This window comes from Gemmata sp., from assembly GCF_051859125.1.
In the GTDB taxonomy this organism is placed as follows: Bacteria; Planctomycetota; Planctomycetia; order Gemmatales; family Gemmataceae; genus Gemmata.
Genome location: NZ_JBHYGG010000253.1, coordinates 1 through 17,062, shown reverse-complemented (window position 1 = coordinate 17,062; position 17,062 = coordinate 1). Strand labels below are relative to the sequence as shown.

Annotated in this window: 13 protein-coding genes; 6 read left to right on the top strand and 7 right to left on the bottom strand. The window is 70.3% G+C overall.

Annotated features, from left to right (window positions below; translation table 11 throughout):
• Window positions 1–29 precede the first annotated feature (29 nt).
• A complete protein-coding gene (locus ACTIGN_RS22665; protein ID WP_439628090.1) occupies window positions 30–878 on the bottom strand; it encodes a DUF1559 family PulG-like putative transporter in 849 nt (282 codons plus the stop codon).
• Window positions 879–934: 56 nt separating this feature from the next.
• Entirely contained in the window at window positions 935–2,011 is a 1,077-nt protein-coding gene (locus ACTIGN_RS22660) for an alpha/beta hydrolase (protein WP_439628088.1), read from the bottom strand.
• 432 nt (window positions 2,012–2,443) lie between these two features.
• On the opposite strand from ACTIGN_RS22660, the gene ACTIGN_RS22655 reads away from it, so the two are divergent.
• Window positions 2,444–5,218 (top strand): MMPL family transporter, encoded by a 2,775-nt coding sequence (locus ACTIGN_RS22655; RefSeq protein ID WP_439628086.1) that lies wholly within the window; start codon window positions 2,444–2,446, stop codon window positions 5,216–5,218.
• On the opposite strand, the gene ACTIGN_RS22650 is transcribed toward ACTIGN_RS22655, so the two are convergent.
• Window positions 5,219–6,805 carry an ABC transporter permease gene (locus ACTIGN_RS22650; RefSeq protein WP_439628084.1) on the bottom strand — a complete coding sequence of 529 codons (1,587 nt, stop codon included), beginning with the start codon at window positions 6,803–6,805 and terminating at the stop codon, window positions 5,219–5,221.
• Between the two features lie 99 nt (window positions 6,806–6,904).
• Complete coding sequence (ndk, locus tag ACTIGN_RS22645; RefSeq protein WP_439628082.1) at window positions 6,905–7,351, bottom strand: nucleoside-diphosphate kinase; 447 nt, start codon at window positions 7,349–7,351, stop codon at window positions 6,905–6,907.
• A 169-nt stretch (window positions 7,352–7,520) separates the two neighbouring features.
• Here ndk and ACTIGN_RS22640 point away from each other — a divergent pair, with 169 nt between their 5' ends.
• Both ACTIGN_RS22640 and ACTIGN_RS22635 read left to right on the top strand, forming a co-directional pair.
• Window positions 7,521–8,747: a M20/M25/M40 family metallo-hydrolase gene (locus tag ACTIGN_RS22640; RefSeq protein ID WP_439628080.1), complete on the top strand. Its 1,227-nt coding sequence runs from the start codon at window positions 7,521–7,523 to the stop codon at window positions 8,745–8,747.
• A gap of 41 nt (window positions 8,748–8,788) precedes the next feature.
• Window positions 8,789–9,550, top strand: a complete 762-nt coding sequence (locus tag ACTIGN_RS22635) for a DUF2314 domain-containing protein (protein ID WP_439628078.1) — start codon at window positions 8,789–8,791, stop codon at window positions 9,548–9,550.
• 106 nt (window positions 9,551–9,656) lie between these two features.
• On the opposite strand, the gene ACTIGN_RS22630 is transcribed toward ACTIGN_RS22635, so the two are convergent.
• A complete protein-coding gene (locus ACTIGN_RS22630; protein ID WP_439628076.1) occupies window positions 9,657–11,129 on the bottom strand; it encodes a hypothetical protein in 1,473 nt (490 codons plus the stop codon).
• Window positions 11,130–11,294: 165 nt separating this feature from the next.
• Between ACTIGN_RS22630 and mscL the strand changes: the two genes are divergently transcribed.
• A complete protein-coding gene (gene mscL / locus ACTIGN_RS22625; protein ID WP_439628074.1) occupies window positions 11,295–11,702 on the top strand; it encodes a large conductance mechanosensitive channel protein MscL in 408 nt (135 codons plus the stop codon).
• A gap of 63 nt (window positions 11,703–11,765) precedes the next feature.
• Window positions 11,766–13,283, top strand: a complete 1,518-nt coding sequence (locus ACTIGN_RS22620) for a hypothetical protein (RefSeq protein WP_439628072.1) — start codon at window positions 11,766–11,768, stop codon at window positions 13,281–13,283.
• A gap of 48 nt (window positions 13,284–13,331) precedes the next feature.
• On the opposite strand, the gene ACTIGN_RS22615 is transcribed toward ACTIGN_RS22620, so the two are convergent.
• Window positions 13,332–14,879 carry a hypothetical protein gene (locus ACTIGN_RS22615; RefSeq protein ID WP_439628070.1) on the bottom strand — a complete coding sequence of 516 codons (1,548 nt, stop codon included), beginning with the start codon at window positions 14,877–14,879 and terminating at the stop codon, window positions 13,332–13,334.
• On the bottom strand, window positions 14,876–16,021 hold the full coding sequence (locus ACTIGN_RS22610; protein ID WP_439628068.1) for a glycosyltransferase family 87 protein: 1,146 nt from the start codon (window positions 16,019–16,021) through the stop codon (window positions 14,876–14,878). The genes ACTIGN_RS22615 and ACTIGN_RS22610 overlap by 4 nt, the downstream gene beginning before the upstream one ends.
• A gap of 165 nt (window positions 16,022–16,186) precedes the next feature.
• On the opposite strand from ACTIGN_RS22610, the gene ACTIGN_RS22605 reads away from it, so the two are divergent.
• On the top strand, window positions 16,187–16,921 hold the full coding sequence (locus tag ACTIGN_RS22605) for a GDSL-type esterase/lipase family protein (protein ID WP_439628066.1): 735 nt from the start codon (window positions 16,187–16,189) through the stop codon (window positions 16,919–16,921).
• Window positions 16,922–17,062: the final 141 nt, after the last annotated feature.

The window sequence follows — 17,062 nt, the reverse complement described above, 5'->3', positions numbered from 1 at the left end:
GGAAAATTGTAAGCGCACCGCACGGGGCCTCACCACGCCGCGGGCAGTTCCTCCCCGCCGGCGACGGTCGCGAGTGCGGCGAGGACCTCGGGGCTCACGGCGTCCTTCAACTCGCGGACGGACGCATCACCGAGCAGGACGTGGAACGCGACCGGCCTCGGCTCGCGGAACGGCAGCGTGTTGCGGAAGTGCGTGCCGCCGAACGCCAGCCCCTCGCCGGTGACGGGACCGCCCGTGAGTTCCAGCGCCCGCACGGTACTCGGCCCGCCCCGCAGCCACGGGCCGAGGTCCGTGCCAGTCTCGATGAGCATGATCGTGCTTCCGAGCCCGTCCTTCACGTCCTCGCTCTTCAGGGCGCGGTCGTAGCCGAACATCCCGATGCCCGGCGCATCGGCCGTTCGCGCCGCGGCGTCGGCCCCGACCCCCGCCATGCCGACGTAGTTTGTCACGCTGATGTCACCGGCTGCGTACCCAGCTTTCCCGTCCACCCGCTCGTGCCTCCAGTCTGGACACCGGTACATACCGTAGCAGCCTCCACCCGACGGCGCGTGCTTCAGGTTCGTGGGAGAATCCCAATGTTCCGACAACCTCAGGCTCCTGTAGAGGTTGTTGAACTCCATGTAGGGCAGCAACTCGACGTAGAAATTCAACCGCTGGTCGGATGGCAGCGTGGTGCCCGGGACGGTGCCGGATGGGTACTGATGGTGGGTGTCGTGGTAGTTGCCGAATCCGCTCCCGAGTTGTCTGAGGTTGTTGGAGCATGTCATGCGGGTGGCCGCCCGTCGCGTGTTGGCGACGGCGGGCAGGATCAGCGAGAGCAGGCCGAGCAAGCCGACGCTCACGACGAGCAGCTTGATGACGGTGATGCCGCGGCGCATTGCGAGTCCCCGGGAGGTGGCCGGCACCGAGACGACGCCCGCGGGGCGGTGCGATTTCAGCGGTCGGGCGGGAACAGGAACGCCAGGACGCGGTCGAACCGGTGGCCCCAGGCCGCCTCGTTGTGCGCCCCGCCCTCGACCTCCTCGTAGCGGAAGTCGGCCCCGGCGCGGTCGAGGTGGGTCGCGAGTCGGCGGGTGCGGTTCAGCGCCGCGGCCATCCCCGCGTCCGACGCCCCCTCGCGGGTGCCCATGTCGAGCCACACGCGGCACGTCTTCGTCCAGTGCGGCCACACGTCGAGCGTCTGGAGGAAGTACTCGTCGTCCCACCACACCGACGGCGACAGTGCGGCGCACCGCCCGAACACGCCGGGGTACCACTTGCACAGGTGCAGGGAAATGAGCCCGCCCATCGACGACCCGGCGACCCCGGTGTGCTCCTGGTCGGGCAGGGTGCGGTAGCAGGCGTCGACGAACGGCTTCACCTCCTCGACGAGCATGCGGCCGTAGTCGCGGGACAGGTCGGTGGCCCGGTCCGCGTCGCACCGCCGCGGGCCGTACTCGCGGATCCGGTCCGGGGTGTTCGCGACGCCGACGATGATGGCCGGCTCGGCCCGCCCCTGGCGCATGACGCGCTCGGCGACCTCGTCGGCCCACCACGGGTTCCCGGCGAACGCGGTCTCGGGGTCGAACAGGTTCTGGCCGTCGTGCATGTACAGCACGGGGAACCGGCGGCGCGGCTCGCGGTCGTACCCGGGCGGGAGCCACACGGACACCGTGCGCTGGTGGTGCGGGAGCAACCGCGACTCGGAGTCGTGGTGGTAGTGGATGCTCCGCCGGCCCCACTCGGCGACGGTCACCTCGGCGACCCCGTCGCCGCCGACCTCGAACTCGTGCGGGTGGACCTCGCGGCCCCGGCCGTCGGCCTCGGCGGTCCGCCACCGCCCGAGCGTCACCAGGAACCGCCCGCGCCAGCCGCGGGGCAGGTCGAGCCGCAGGTAGCGGGTGCCGTCGTCCCAGTTGTCCATCCGCACCCGGTCCGCCGACCAGTTCCCGAGGTAGGGACCGTCGCCGGCGAGGAACACGGGTTGGGATTGTGGGGTGTCGCCCGGCACCCGCACGACGAACTCGAACATGGGAACCGCCTACGGGACATCGATGGGGGTATTATTCGACCCCGGAACCCGGGCGGGATGAGAAAGCCGGGCAATTTCGACTTCGGGGCGCGTGCGGGTCGTGCCGGTTCTGGCGGGCCGGGAGCGTCCGCGGCCGGAGTGCGGCTGTGGGTCTGGACAGGTGAGACGGCGAACCCTGAGCGCCAGCGAGGGGGTGTGCCTCACCCCTCGCTGGCGCTCAGGGTTCGCCCAAATCGTCGATCGTCCGCGGCCCGCGCAGGGAAATTCCGTGTGTCACGTTGGGTGGTTTGGGTCGTGTGCCCACCTCTCGCTGGCGCTCAGGGTTCGCCCAAATCGTCGATCGTCCGCGGCCCGCGGATCGGTCTTGTGTGGGCCGCCCGACTTACCTATACCCCGGTCGCATTCGGACACCGTCCCGGGCGAAGGACCGCCATGACCGCCGACCCCCGCCCCGACATCCTCGCCCGGTCCGTGGCCGCAACCGTCTCCTGGGTCGCCCGCCGCCCGGTCGCCGTGCTCGCGGTCGTGGCCGCCGTCACCGCCGGTTCGATTTACCTCGCCGCGACCCGCCTCGGCTACCACACGCAGCGGAACGACCTCCTGAGCCCGGACAAGCCGTGCCAGCAGCGGTGGCAGAAGTACCTCGATGCGTTCGGCGACGAGGACGACATGGTGGTGGTCGCGGAGGGGAGCGACCCCGCGGCGATGAGGGCGGCGCTCGACGCAGTGGCCGAGAAGGTCGCCGAGCGGCCCGATCTGTTCGACCGGGTCTTCTACAAGGTGGACACCCGGCACCTCCGCAACCGGGCGCTGCTGTACCTTCCCCCAGAAAAGCTCGACGGGATCGTGACCCGGCTCGACCGCATGGCCCCGCTGCTCAGTTCGGTCGGCCCGGTCGCGTGGCGGATGCTCTCCATCGAGTCGCTGCTCGGGAACGCGGCGCTCGCGCTGGAGGCCCGGCACGGCGGCGGGGCGATCACCGCGGCCGACCAGGACCTGCTCGTGCAACTCCCGGCGATCGCCTCGTCGGCCGCGGGCACGCTGCGGAACCCGACCGCGTACCGCAACCCGTGGGTGCTCGACGCCGAGCGGACCGACCGCAGCGACGCCCGACTCACCGAGCCGCAGTACCTCTTCACGCCGGACGGCTCGCTCGCGCTGCTCACCTGCCGCCCGAAGAAGGCGGCCGATTCGTTCACCCCCGCTAAGGAGGCGAACGCGGCGCTGCGCGCGGCCCTCGCGGACCTCGGGCCGCGGTTCCCGGGCGTCGCGCTCGGCCTGACCGGGCTCCCGGTGCTCGAAACCGACGAGATGGAACTGTCCGACGCCGACACGCGGCGGGCGTCGGTGTGGGCGCTGCTCGGGGTCGCGGCGCTGTACCTCGTCGTGTACCGCGGGCCGCGCTACCCGGTGCTGACGCTCGCGAGCCTCCTCGTCGGCACGGCGTGGGCGCTGGGCTGGGCGACGGTCACGGTCGGGCACCTGAACATCCTGTCGTCGGCGTTCGCGGTCATGCTCATCGGCCTCGGGGACTACGGGGTGCTGTGGGTGGCGCGGTACGACGAGGCGCGCACGCGCGGCGCGTCGGTCGAGGAGGCGCTCCGCGGCACGGCGCTGCACGCCGGCCCGAGCATCGTCACGGCCGCCGCCACGACCGGGCTGGCGTTCTTCGCGGTCATGCTCGCGGACTTCCGGGCGGTGGTGGAACTCGGGTGGATCGCCGGCTCGGGCGTGCTGCTGTGCGCCGCGAGTTGCATCGTGGTGATGCCGGCGCTGATCGTGGTCGCCGAGCGCCTGGGCCGGACCCGCACGCACGGGGCCGCGGTGCCGCAGAGCGGGAACGAGCCCGTTCTGCTTCCGATTGCGGCGCTGGCCCCGCGGGCGTTCGTGCCGCTGCTGGCTCGCCACCCGCGACTCGTGCTCGCGGCCGGTGCGGCGTTGCTCTTGGTGTGCGGCGGGTTCGCCACGCGGGTGAAGTACGACCACAACCTGCTGCACCTGCAACCGCGGGGAATCGACTCGGTCGTGTGGGAACACAAGCTCATCGCCCGCGCCGCCGGGGCGACGTGGGACGCGATCAGCATCGCCCCGAACCGCGACGAGGCGCTCGCGCTGAAGGCGAAGTACGAGGCGCTCCCCGAGGTCGGCCGGGTGGTCGAGGTCGCGTCTTTGGTGCCCGGCGACCAAGGGCGCAAGCTGCCGATTCTCAAGGCGATCAGCGACCGCCTCTCGGAGTTGCCGCCGATCGACCGACTGCCGACGCCGATGGGGTCGCACCCGGCCGCGGTCCGCGACCTCGCCAACCGCGTGGCGCAACTCGCCGGGAGTGACACCCCGCTGTCACTCGCCGCGGCGTCCCTGCGGGACGCGCTCGACGCGACCGCCCCGGACCGGTCCGGCGAGCGGCTCAAGGCGTTCGACCGCCGGCTCGGGGCCGACCTCGCCGTCGACCTGCACCAACTCAAGGGGGTCTCGACCCCGGCCCCGATCACGATGGCCGACATCCCGCCCCAACTCCGCGAGCGGTACGTCGGGGTGAACGGCGAGTTCCTGGTGCGGGCGTTCGCCCGCGAGAGCCTGTGGGACCACGACGCGCTGGTGCGGTTCACCAAGGCGGCGGGCACCGTCGACGCCGGGGCGACCGGCAAGGCGTACCGCACGCTCGAAGGGCTGGAGCAGATGCGGGTCGGGTTCGAGCACGCGGCCGGGTACGCGCTCGCCGCGATCGTGCTGGTCCTGCTGCTCGACCTCCGCAGCGCGCGCGAGTTGCTCCTGGGCCTGTTCCCGCTGGCGGTCGGCGTGGTGCTGACGCTCGGCGTGATGGGGCTGTGCGGGGTGGCGCTGAACCCGGCGAACATGGTCGCGCTGCCGCTCATCGTCGGCGTCGGGGTGGACAACGGGGTCCACGTCCTGCACGACTTCCGGGGCCGCGACCGCAAGCGCGCGTACCGCCTCGGCTCCGCGACCGGCCGCGGGGTGCTGGTCGCGGCACTCACGACCGTGCTGGGGTTCGGCACGCTGATGACCGCCCGGCACGAGGGGATGGCGAGCCTCGGCCTGGCGCTCACGCTCGGCGTGACGTTCTGCATGGTCGCGGCGCTGGTGTTCCTGCCGGCGGTGCTGAGCCTGCTCGCCGCCGGGACTCGGACGCGCGAGGTGGCGACGCGGCCCGCGGTTCTGCCGCTGCCCACTTCGAAGGCGGCGTAATCACCCGTACCGTAGCGCTTCGATGGGGTGGATGCGGGCGGCGCGGCGGGCGGGGTAGTACGCGGCGGCGGTCGTCAGCAGCACCGCGAACGCCACCGACGCGAGCCACAGCCACAGTGGGAACACGAAGATCGTCGTGCTGTGCAGCGTCTCCCCTTCCATCTGCGACTGCATGATCCCCTGAACCCACACGTCGGCCGGGACCGCCAAAGCGCGGGCGAGTGCGAGGCCGAGAGCGCTGCCCAGCAGGCCGATGAACGTCCCCTCGGTGAGGAACATCCCCTGGATCTGGGCGCGGGTCGCGCCGATCGCCCGCAGGATGCCGATCTCGGCGGTACGCTCGACGACGCTGGTTACGAGCGTGTTCGTGATGCCGACCGCCGCGACGAACAGCGCGATGAGTGCGAACAGGTTCAGCCCCATTGCGATCAGCGTGACCTCGCGCTTGGCACTGGTGAACCACTTCGCGGCGGAGAACGTGCGGAACCCCATGCCCTCGATCGCGGCAACGGCCGCGGGGAGGTCGCCGCCCGGCCGGACGCGCACGTCGGCGGCGTAGTACGCGCCCTCCTTCGTCCACGGGAGTTTCGCGAACAGCGCGCCGCCGGTGTCCGGGGCGAGGAACACGTTCGCCCGGGTCACCTCCCACGGCGTGAGCGGGCCGAGCTTCTTGCGGTCCTCGCGGGTCAGCACCCGCACCACCCCGCACACGCGGAACTCGTCGGCGACCGTCGCGCCGGACGCCGCGGGCCGCTCGTCGTCGTCGCGCTTCGCGGTGAACAGCTTCTGGAGTTCGAGCCGCTCGGCCGGCGTGAGGTCGAAGGCGTCGAGCTTGGCCGGGAGCGAGCCGACGACCTTCTCCAGCACGGCGAGTTGTGCAGCGGTGAGGTCGTCGCCCGGGAGGTGCCCGGTGAGGGCACGGGCGAGCGCGAGCGGCGGCGCGTTGCGGATGCCGCCGACTTCGAGGCGCACGGGCAGACCGATGGCGCGCTCGAGGTCGGAGTCGTCCCCGCGACCGAGGTCGTACAGCACGAGTTCGGAGACGACGATTTCTTTCGCACCCGGTTCGGGGAGCCGGCCGGCGAGGAGGCGCGACTGAACGTCGGTGAGGGCGCCGCTGACGGTGAACGCCGACGCGGGCTTGTCGGACCCGGGTGCGGTGACGCGGCCGTCGGCGCTGCGGTAGGTGCGAACCTCGGCGACGTCGGGCAGGGCGGCGATCGCGGCGACCTTCTCGGGCGTCAGCGGGACCGGGGGCTTCCGCTGCCGGGTCGCGGCGTACCGGTCGAGGAGCGCCTCGCTCAGCCGCTCCTTGCGGGCGTCGGACACGTCACCGCGGACGGCGATCTTCTCGGGCGGCGCGTCCTTCGGGTCGGCGGGCGGCTCGTCGACGTGGACGACGACCCGCCAGAAGTCGTCGCGGCTCTGGAACTCGGTGTCGATGAAGGCCCGCATCCCGAGCCCGAGGGCCAGGCTGAACGCCATCGCACAGGTGCCGACGGTGACCCCGACGAGCGTCAGGGCCGTCCGCACCTTCTGCCGCCACAGCCCGCCGACGGCGAACCGGGTGAGTTCGCGGACCGTCATGGGTTCGCCTACAAATCCGAAGTTCGAAGCACGAAATCCGAAACGGAACCCGGACCATAGCGCGGGGCTCGGGTGTCGTGCCTCGAACGTGCGTGCCGCTTACCCGACCCAGGTGCCGTCGGTCGGGGCGAAGGACACGAGTTCGTCGGGCTTGAACCACAGGCCGATCTCGAGCGCCGCGTTCTCGGTGCTGTCGCTCCCGTGGACGAGGTTGTTCTGGACGCTCAGGCCGAAGTCGCCGCGGATCGTGCCGGGGGGCGACTTCGCGCCGTCGGTGAGCCCCATCAGGAGCCGGCACGCGGCGACCGCCTCGCGGCCCTCGAGCACCATCGCGACCGTCGGGCCGCTGGTGAGGAACGACAGCAGGCTCTCGTAGAACGGCTTGCCCTTGTGGACCGCGTAGTGCTTCTCGGCCAGGTCGCGGGTCGCCCTCACGAGCTTCAGGCCGACGAGCCGCAGCCCCTTCCGCTCGAACCGGGCGACGACCTCGCCGACCAGCCGCCGCTGCACCGCGTCGGGCTTCAAAAGGATCAACGTCTGCTGCATGGCACCGTCTCGTCGTGTGTGGGGAAAGGTGTCGGCGCACCGGGCGTGACGTGTTCATGGTGCGAACGGGCCGCCGGATCGTCCACACCGCGGGGCCGGGAGCCTTCGCGGGGGCACGCCCGTTCTCTAGACTGTTTCAGTCCCATCGACCGACACGCGAGCCGCTCCCATGCCAACGACCGCACCGGCCCCCGCAACGTTCGACGCACCGGCCGCCGTCAACCGGCTCGTGCGGTTCCTGGCCGTGCCGGGGGTCACCGGCCAGGAGGCCGCGATCGCCCGCGAGATCACGGCGGCGCTGGAGGAGGCCGGCGTGCCCGCGGCGGCGATCTCCTTCGACGACGCGCACACCCGCATCCCCGAGCCGACGCAGACCGGGAACCTCATCGTCAAGCTCCCGGGGACCGCGAAGCGGGCCGCGAAGCCGGTGCTGTTCATGACGCACATGGACACGGTGCCGCTGTGCGCCGGGGCCGTGCCGGTGGTGAAGGGGAAGCGGGTGGTCAACGCCAAGGAGGGCGCGACGGCCCTCGGCGGCGACAACCGCACCGGGTGCGCCGTGCTCGTCACGATGGTCACCGAGCTGCTCCGGCAGAAGCTCCCGCACCCGCCGCTGACGCTGCTGTTCACGGTCCGCGAGGAGAGCGGGCTGTTCGGCGCGAAGCACCTGAACCCGGCGGTCCTCGGCGCCCCCGCGATGGGGTTCAACGTCGACGGGCGGCTCGCGACCGACCTCGTCGCCGGCGCGATCGGGGCCGACCGGTGGACCGTGGACATCAAGGGCAAGGCGTCGCACGCCGGGGTCGCGCCGGAGAAGGGGATCTCGGCGAGCATGGTCGTCGCGCTGGCGATGGCCGAGGTGTACGCCGGCGGGTGGTGGGGGAAGGTCGCCAAGGACGGCAAGGTCGGCACGAGCAACATCGGCCCGATCGGCACGGCCGACGGCCGCTCCGCCGGCGACGCGACGAACGTCGTCACCGACCTCGTGCACGTGAAGGGCGAGAGCCGCAGCCACGACGCGAAGTTCGTCCGCGAGATCAGCGCCGCGTACAAGGCCGCGTTCGCCAACGCCGCGACCCGGGTCAAGGACCACGAGGGCCGCATGGCGAAGGTCAAGTTCACGTCCCGGCTCGACTACCTGCCGTTCCGGCTCAAGGACGACGCGCCGGTGGTGAAGCGTGCGGCCGCCGCGGTGCGGGCACTGGGCCGCGAACCCAATGTTCGAGTGACCAACGGCGGGCTCGACGCGAACTGGATGGTGAAGCACGGCATCCCGACCGTGACGTTCGGGGCCGGGCAGAACGAGATCCACACGGTAAAGGAGTACGTGGACCTGGCCGAGTTCGAACTCGGCTGCCGCCTCGCGCTCGCGCTCGCCACCGGCGAGGCGGAGTGATGTTTCACGGCTGAGGTTGGTCAACCGCAGGGGGACGCAAGATGAGCGAGTCCGACTCACAAAACGTATTGCTGTTCGATAACAGTGACCCGGAGATGCAACGGGCGTACGCGGCCGCGCGCGAGTCGTTCCGCTACCTGTGGCGGGAGATCGCACGCGACCGCCAGCGGATCGTGCCGGCCCTGGGCCTCGCTGCGGTCAAAGCGCCGTTCACCGACGGCCCGCGGAAGGGGGGCGAAAAGAACCCCGAAGTGGAGCACATGTGGCTCTCCGAGATCGACTTCGACGGTGAGCACGTTAGCGGGGTGCTCGTGAACTCCCCAAACTGGCTTCGGTCTGTGAAGGAGGGCGACCCCGCTCGGTTGCCCATCGACCAGATCAGCGACTGGATGTACGCCATCAGCGGTGAGTCTTACGGCGGCTTTACGGTCAACCTGCTGCGCTCCCGAATGAGTGCCACCGAACGTGGACAACACGACGCGGCCTGGGGGCTGGATTTCGGCGATCCGAGCAAGGTTCGTCTCGTGACCCAGCACGCTCACGATTCCCTGAGCGAGCAGTTGGCGGGCTCATTGAAGAGCCACCTTAAGGAGAATCCGACGCACGTGGCAACCCGGGGGCACAACGGCTGGACCATGTTGCATTCGGAGGCGTCGGCTGGAAGTGTCGCGACCGTCCGTGTGCTGATTGAAGCCGGGGCTGACCAAAGAGCCGTGACCAACAACGGGTTGACACCCCGGCAACTCGCGCAGAACCTTGGTTGGGGCTCGGTCGTTGAACTGCTTGAGTCGCGGGGTGGGTGACGTGTCGCCGTGTAGTGGTTCCAACACACCCGGCGAGCCGGGAGCGTGAGCGACCGGAGCAACGCTACTCCGGTCACTGACGTTCCCGGCTCGCCAGGAACTGCACTCAAAACTCCGACTTGTACTTGTCGCTGAGCTTGCGGCGGGCCTCCTGGATGGCGCGGTCGATCGCGGACCACGATTCGAGCCGCTGCTTCTCGTCGTCGGCGACCACCTTCGCGATCTTCGCCTGGATCTCGGGGATGTTCGTGGTGGTGTACCCGGGGTTGTTGTAAAGGAACGGCCGCCCGTACCACCCGAACCCGCCGACGTTGTACCCGCCGCCCGACGTGTAGTAGTACTGCTGGCCCTCCAGCGCCTTCTTGTCGATCGGCACGCCGCGCAGGCTCTGGGCGATGGCCCGCAGTTGCTGCGCCACCTTGTACGCCGCGTCGGCCGCGATCTGGTCCACGTTCCGCCGGCTCAACTGGTCGATCTGGTCGGCGGCCTTGTCGTGCCACGTCGCCATCTTGTCGTAGTTCGGGCTCTTCTGCATCGCCCGCGTCTCGGTCAGGATCACGTCGATGGCGGCGAGGTACCGCCGCGTGGCGTCGGGGCCGGCCTCGTTGCCCTTCACCTTGGGGTCGGGCTCGCCGGTGAGCTGCGGGAACGCGAACAGCGAGATGATCCGCTTCAGGTCGGCCGTGGTCATGACGCCGGACAGCGTCATGCTGTTGTTGGTGAACGTCGGGGCCCAGGTGCCGAACCCGGCGATCGCGATGCCCTGGTCCTCGAGCAGTTCGCGGAACAGGTCCGGGAGGGTCATGCGGAACGCGGTCGGGTCGCCCACGAAGTCCACGGTGAAGCTCGCCTTGACCTCGGTGTCGATCTTGGCGGCGAACGTCAGCCCCTTGGTGCCGGCGAGGAACGCGGCGATCAGGTTCACGTCCGCGGTCTTCACCTTCCGCACCGACGGGCTCGCCCCGAGCGACAGCCGGAGCATCGTCTTGTCGATCACGTCCTCCATGTCCACGGCGACGGTGACCGCGTTGCCGCTCGTCTTGCCCACGGCCCCGGCGAGGTACGGCGAGAGCTGGCCGGTCTTGCCGGCCTTCACCGCCTTGAGGTACCGGGCGGTGTACTGCCGGTCGGCCGGGTACACCGCGACGAACTGCGCGCCGGGCAGCGTCGTGAAGTACACGTTCCGCGGCGACAGCACGGCGAGGCGGCCGGCGATCTCGTCGGCGGTGCCGCCCTCCTGGGCGGCCAGCTCCGCCATTTCCGGCACGTTGTGCGACACCTTGACGAGCCCGACCTGGAAGTCGCGGTCGAGCGAGTTCAGGTTCACCTCGGCGGAGATGACCACGGTTTCGGCGTCGGCCGGGAGGAACCCGAGCCCGGCCCGGTCCCCGGCCTTCCCCTTCTCGCTCCACTTCTCGGCCTTGGCCAGCGGCGACGCCAGCGCCCCCTTCACGTCGATGAGCACGAGCGTGTTCGTGTTCTGCGACGTGTGCTTGAGCAGGTCGTCGTACGGGCCGGCGGCGGCGGTGCCGGCGCAGGCGAGCGCGAGTACACCGGCGGCCATCGCTTCACGGGTCATCGAGTCACCTTGAGCGGAGGGAGTGGGGACCCAGTCCGTTTTCGCGCGACCGTGTGAGGAAGTCAAGCGCTCCGGCGGCCTTTCGGGCCGCGGCCCGCGGGTGCCGCTGCGGGATTTGCCGGCCTACAACACCCGTGTCCCACCCGAAACCGCGGAGGCCCGCCAATGCCCGTACTGGAAGAGTTCAAGAAGTTCATCCTGCGCGGCAACGTCGTCGACCTCGCGGTCGGCGTGGTGATCGGCGCGGCGTTCACGAAGGTGATCGACTCGGTCGTGGCCGACCTGTTCATGCCGGTGGTCGGCGTGCTGACGGGCGGGATCGACGTGTCGCAGATGCGGCTCACGCTGTACGGCGACGCGTCCATCGGGTGGGGGAGGTTCGCGCAGTCGGTGCTGAACTTCCTCATCATCGGGTTCTGCATGTTCCTGGTGGTGAAGGGGATCAACGCGCTGCACCGGTACGTCCTCAAAGCCGAGGCTGCCGTCGCGGCGCCCGAGCCGACCGCGACTGAGAAGCTCCTGACCGAGATCCGCGACCTGCTGAAGGACCAGAAGAGCGGCCCGGTGGCGTGACCCGAGCGGGAACTCTTCCGGCCGCCGGTGCGTCTCAGGAGGTGTGCCCCGGAGTCTCCCGTGATGCCGCGCGTCGTCCTCGTCCTGCTGCTGATCCTCGTCGCGGTGACGGCCTACTGCGTCCGGCGGGGCGGCGACGCGCCGCCGGTTTCGGGCGACCCCGCTGCGGCTGAAGAGGAACCCGGCCTGGACGAGAACCTGAGCGGCGCGCCGCTCAGGGCGACGATCGAACTCCGTCCGGAGGAGCCGCTCCTGCTGTGTGGCAACCTCTGCTGTCTCCCGCCGGTGCCGAGCTACAACCAGCTGCTGTTACAGTACCTCATCGAGTCCTACCCGGGCACTCCTGACGAAGACCCACCCGACCTCGTGGACCACTACCCGCGGTGGGTGCGGGCACACGGAGTACCGGTGTTTGCGACGACGGCGCAGACGCCTGACTGGACCGATCGCGCGTTGTTCCTGACCGATTACGTTGGCCGGCGTGGGGAGACCCGCCGCAGGCTCCTTCAAGACGTTGGCGGAAGTGTCGAGAGCGAGTCGGCGGTCTGGCGGGGGCTCGCGTGGCTGGCGCGGCAGCAGCGGGCGGACGGGAGTTGGCAGTTCAATGTCGGTGAGCACCCCGACCGGATCGGCGCGACCGCCCTCGCGCTGCTCGCGTTTCTCGGGGCCGGCGAAACGCACCTCCGCGGCACATACAAGGCCGTGGTGAGTTCCGGGTTGGGCTACATCCTCGATCAGCAACCCCTGCCGCGACGGGGGCCGCCGCCCCTATCTGCCGACCCGTTCGCGCACGCGCTCGGCACGATGGCACTGTGCGAGGCAGTCGGCATGACGCGGGACCGCGAGCGGCTCCTCGCCGCGGCGCAAGTCGCGGTCAACCGCATCGTGGCGTCGCAGGCACCGAACGGGAGCTGGGGAGCCGCACCGGGCCAGCGCGGCGACATTTCCCTCGTCGGCTGGCAGGTCCAGGCGCTGAAGGCGGCCGCGATGAGTCGGGCCGTCACCGTTCCCGCGGCGACGTTCAAGAAAGCCGTCGACTTCCTCAACAGCGCCGGTGCGGGGCGTCGGAAGCCTGCCTATGGTCCGTTCGACAAGACGTGGGCGTTCCCCGGCACCACCTGCACCGCGACGGGCCTCCTCTGCCGATACCTGATCGACGGCTGGGGACCAGACAACGCGGGAATGATGGAGGGCGTTTTCGGGCTCATGCCGCGGGCACCCGCCGCGGGGCCGGGCTCGGCCCCGAAGCGGATCGATGACGTGTACTTCCTGTACCACGCAACGCAGGTCGTTCGGTACTTCGAGGGGGACGAGTGGGAGACGTGGAACCGCGGGCCGAAGGGGGCGCTCGGCGTTCGCACTCTCGGGACGCGCGACTGGCTCGTCGGCTTACAGCACATGGACGGGGACGAGGCCGGGAGCTTCGACCCGGACGCCGCCTGGGTCGGCAAGCACCTCGGCCGCCTCGGCACCACGGCGTTCGCAGTGCTGACCCTGGAGGTCTACTACCGACACCTGCCCCTGTACAAGCGGGCGAACGCGGGGGACGGAGCCGTACCTTTGCCGGACGGTGTTAAGTGATTGGAGCGTTGGGCGGGGACTCCCTGGAAAGCGCGTGACACCCGATTGTCACTTCCGGCGGTAGAACGCGGCGGTGCCGGTGCGCTTCACGCAGTCCCAGCCGGGGGCCGTGCGGAAGTAGTCGTCGAACGGCGTACCGGTGCGGGTCAGCGCGAAGTCGAACCGGCCGTAGTCGGCCTGCCACTTCTCCATCATCGCGGCCCGGACTGCGGACGGCGTGTCGGGGTGCGACGCCTTTACGAAGTCGTAAAGCCACTGCCCGCCGAACACCTCGCACCGGTCGTCGACGAACACCTTGTACCCCGGCGCGTGGTAGATGACGAACGCGCCGTTCGCGTAGTCGTTGAAGATCCGGTCGTGCGGGTCGCCCGGGTGCGGTTCGTTCGCCTTCAGCGCGTCGAGTACCTCGACCGGCCACTGCTCCGCGTCGTGCGTCGCCCACCCGGCGCCGATCACCGGGACGCGCGTGCCCGACGCTTCGAGCGAGAGCGTCAGCAGCACCGCGAGCGCCGGCAGCCACACCGATGCCCACCACGGCCGAGCGGCGGGTGCGGCGGCCGGGTCGTAGAAGTCCGGGCGGTCCTTCGCGAGCCGGGCGGCCCAGCGGGTGTGCGGCCACATCGCCGCGACCGCGACCAGCGTGACCACAACGAACAGCGTCGCGTGCCGGCACCGCTCGACCGTCTGCGCCAGCCACACGAGCGGCAGCAGCCACGACACGCGGACCTCGCGCCAGTTCAGCCCCGCAAGAGTGAGCAGGTAGATCGCCCCGACGAGCAGGACCGGGACCGTGTTCGCGTCGTCGAGTTCGAGCGGCCGGTGCTCCTTGATGATCTCGCGGAGGATCGGCTCGCCCATGATGACGCGCCACACCTTCAGCATGTCGGTGCCGTAGGGGTTCACCAGCGCCGCCGCGCCGCTCAGCGCCACGAGCAGCGCGAGAAGGCCGGCGTCGCCCCACGACTTCACCGGCGTCGGGCGGCCCAGCCGCCAGAACACCACCCACCCGCACGCCGCGATCACGAGCGTCCCGAACCCGCCGAGGTAGCCGCCGTGGACGTTCGCCCACACCACGAACGCCGGCACCAGCCAGAACAACTGCCGCACCCGCACGCGGCCCGCGTCGCACTCGACCAGCACCGCTGCGAGCAGCGCCATCCCGGCCGTGGTGACGAGGTGCGGGCGGACGTGGAAGTGTGCGCCGGCCGCCGCCAGCGCCACGCCCATGATCGCCCCGACGAGGACGAAGTTCAGCCCGGTCGCCAGCAGCCGCACGGCGAGGAACGCGAACGTGGCCGCGATGATCGTGACCGCACCGAGGAGCTGCGCGTCGAACCCGGCGACGCGGTGCGCCAGCGCCATGCCGACCTCGCCGAGCCACTGGTACGGCACCCACCACCGGTCCGGGTACGCGGGGTGCGTGAACGTGTACGGGTCGGTGCGGATGAAACCCTCGGCGAGGATGATTTCGCCCGTGCGGGTGTGCCAGAACGTCCCCGGGTCGCGGAGCATCCCGGTCGGCCCGAACGCCATCAGCACCAACCAGATCACCAGGAACGCGACCGCTCCCGGCGCGAGCCACCGCGGAAGCGTCATGTGTTCTCCGGTGCGGGCGAGGGACCGCGGCGGACCTCGGCAGAGTAGATCAGCAAAACGGCCGGCGACACCCACAGGAACCAGAACGACCCGGTCTGGAGCAGGTTGCACGCGAGGCACCCGACGTTCACCGCGACTAGCCCTCCGATCACCCCCGCCCGGCGACGCACGACGAGCCACACGACGGCCGGGAGGAGCAGCACCATGTCGAACGGCCACGCGCCGTAAGGAGCGGTCACGAACGACACGAGGACGAGGAGCGGCACCTGATCGGCCCAGTCCCAGCGCCGTGCCCACCGGGGATAGTAGACCGCGAACCACGCGAGCCCGGCCAGCACCGGCACGAACTGGAGGCGGAACATCCCCTCGCCGAGTTGCATCCGCAGCACCGTGCCGAGCGTCGGCGACATCCACTGCTCGGGCGGGCGGTTCGCCATCGCGTCGCGGAACTGGTTCCACACGTCGGGCACGAACAGCAGCGGGAGCGCGCTGCACAGCGCCCCCGCGGCCGCCCCGCCGACGAGCACCCGCCAGCGGTTGGTTCGCACCGCTTCACAGAGGATCGCGACCCACACGAGGTACGCGAGGTGCGGCTTGATCGCGAGTAGGACCGTCGCCGCGCCCGCGAGGGCCGGGTAGCCGCGGCGCTCGAAGTCGAGGAACAGCACCGCCCCGAGCAGGAGTAAGGGGCTGATCTGGCCGGACTGGAGCGCGAACGCGGTCGGCAGGGCGGCCAGCGCGACCGCGACCCCGACCCACCAGCGCTCGGGCCGGCCGCCGAACAGCGCCCACATCCGCGCCCCGCAGTACACGACCGCCCCGAAGTTCACCGCGAGCCACAGGAGCTGCCCGGCCCGCGACGGGAGCAGGCCGAGCGGGAACACGACCGCGAGCGTCCACGGCGGGTTCCACATCATCACCGGCTCGTCGGTGTCGCGGCCGCCCGCGCGCTCCAGGGGCAGCAGCAGGGCCCCGTCGTACGGGTTCTGGCCCCGCACCGCGAGCGTGGCGGCGGCCCAGTACTCGATGTAGTCGTCGGGCGGCCACACGGTCGGGTCGGCGAGCAGGTCGCGGACCTGGGCGGCGAGCACCAGCGCAACGCCCGCGAGCGCGAGAACGGTGACGAGGCGGCGAACTGTCATGCCCCCAACCTAGAGCGCAAACCCCCGGTGCGCCATCCGCGAAGTTCGTCCTTGCCGCCGGTCCGGTGCGTGCGGATACTGCCCGTGCGGGCCGCCGTACCCGGCCCGATCCTCACCGCCCGCACCCACCGCACGCGGTACGAATCACCCACTCCGGGAGTGACAATGATCGTTCGCCGTATCCTCCTCGCCAGCGCCGTGCTGGCCCTGGCCGCGTCCGCGCCCGCCGGCGCGCAGGACGCCGGGGACAACCCCGCGACGAAGGTTCTCGTCCGCGACAACCCGCGGCACAAGGAGTTCCTCAAGGTCGTCGCCAAGGGCGAGGGCGACGTGATCTTCATCGGCGACAGCATCACCCAGGGCTGGGAAGGGGCCGGGAAGAAGGCCTGGGCCGAGCACTTCGCCTCGTTCAAGCCGGTGAACCTCGGCATCAACGGCGACCAGACCGGCCACGTCCTGTGGCGGCTCACCGAGGGCAAGGAGATCGAGCCCCTCAAGCCGAAACTCGCGGTCATCATGATCGGCACCAACAACACCGGCTCGCACACCCCCGAGCAGATCGCGGGCGGCATCAAGGCCGTCATCGCCGAGTTGCAGAAGCAGAAGCCCGGCATGAAGGTCCTGCTCCTCGGGGTGTTCCCGCGGGCCGGCGGCATCAAGAAGGAAGACACCGTCGCCCCGGCCGAGAAGCTGAACCCGAAGATCAAGGCGATCAACGACATCATCGCCAAGTTCGCCGACGACAAGACGGTCTTCTACAAGGACATCGGTGCCGGCTTCCTGAACAAGGACGGCGGCCTCGAAAAGAAGGTGATGCCCGACCTGCTGCACCTCAGCCCCGAGGGGTACGAGATCTGGGCCACCGCGATCAAGGACGACGTCGCCAAACTGACGAAGTGACCCCGAGTCGAAGTACCGCGGAACTGTGGCCGGCCTCTGTGAGGCCGGGGCGCTCAGTTAAAATCCTCTTGGGATCCGCAGGAACTGGCTGGCGGGCCGCCACGGAGGGCGGCCCCTACGAGCCTTTTGCCTTTGGTTTGT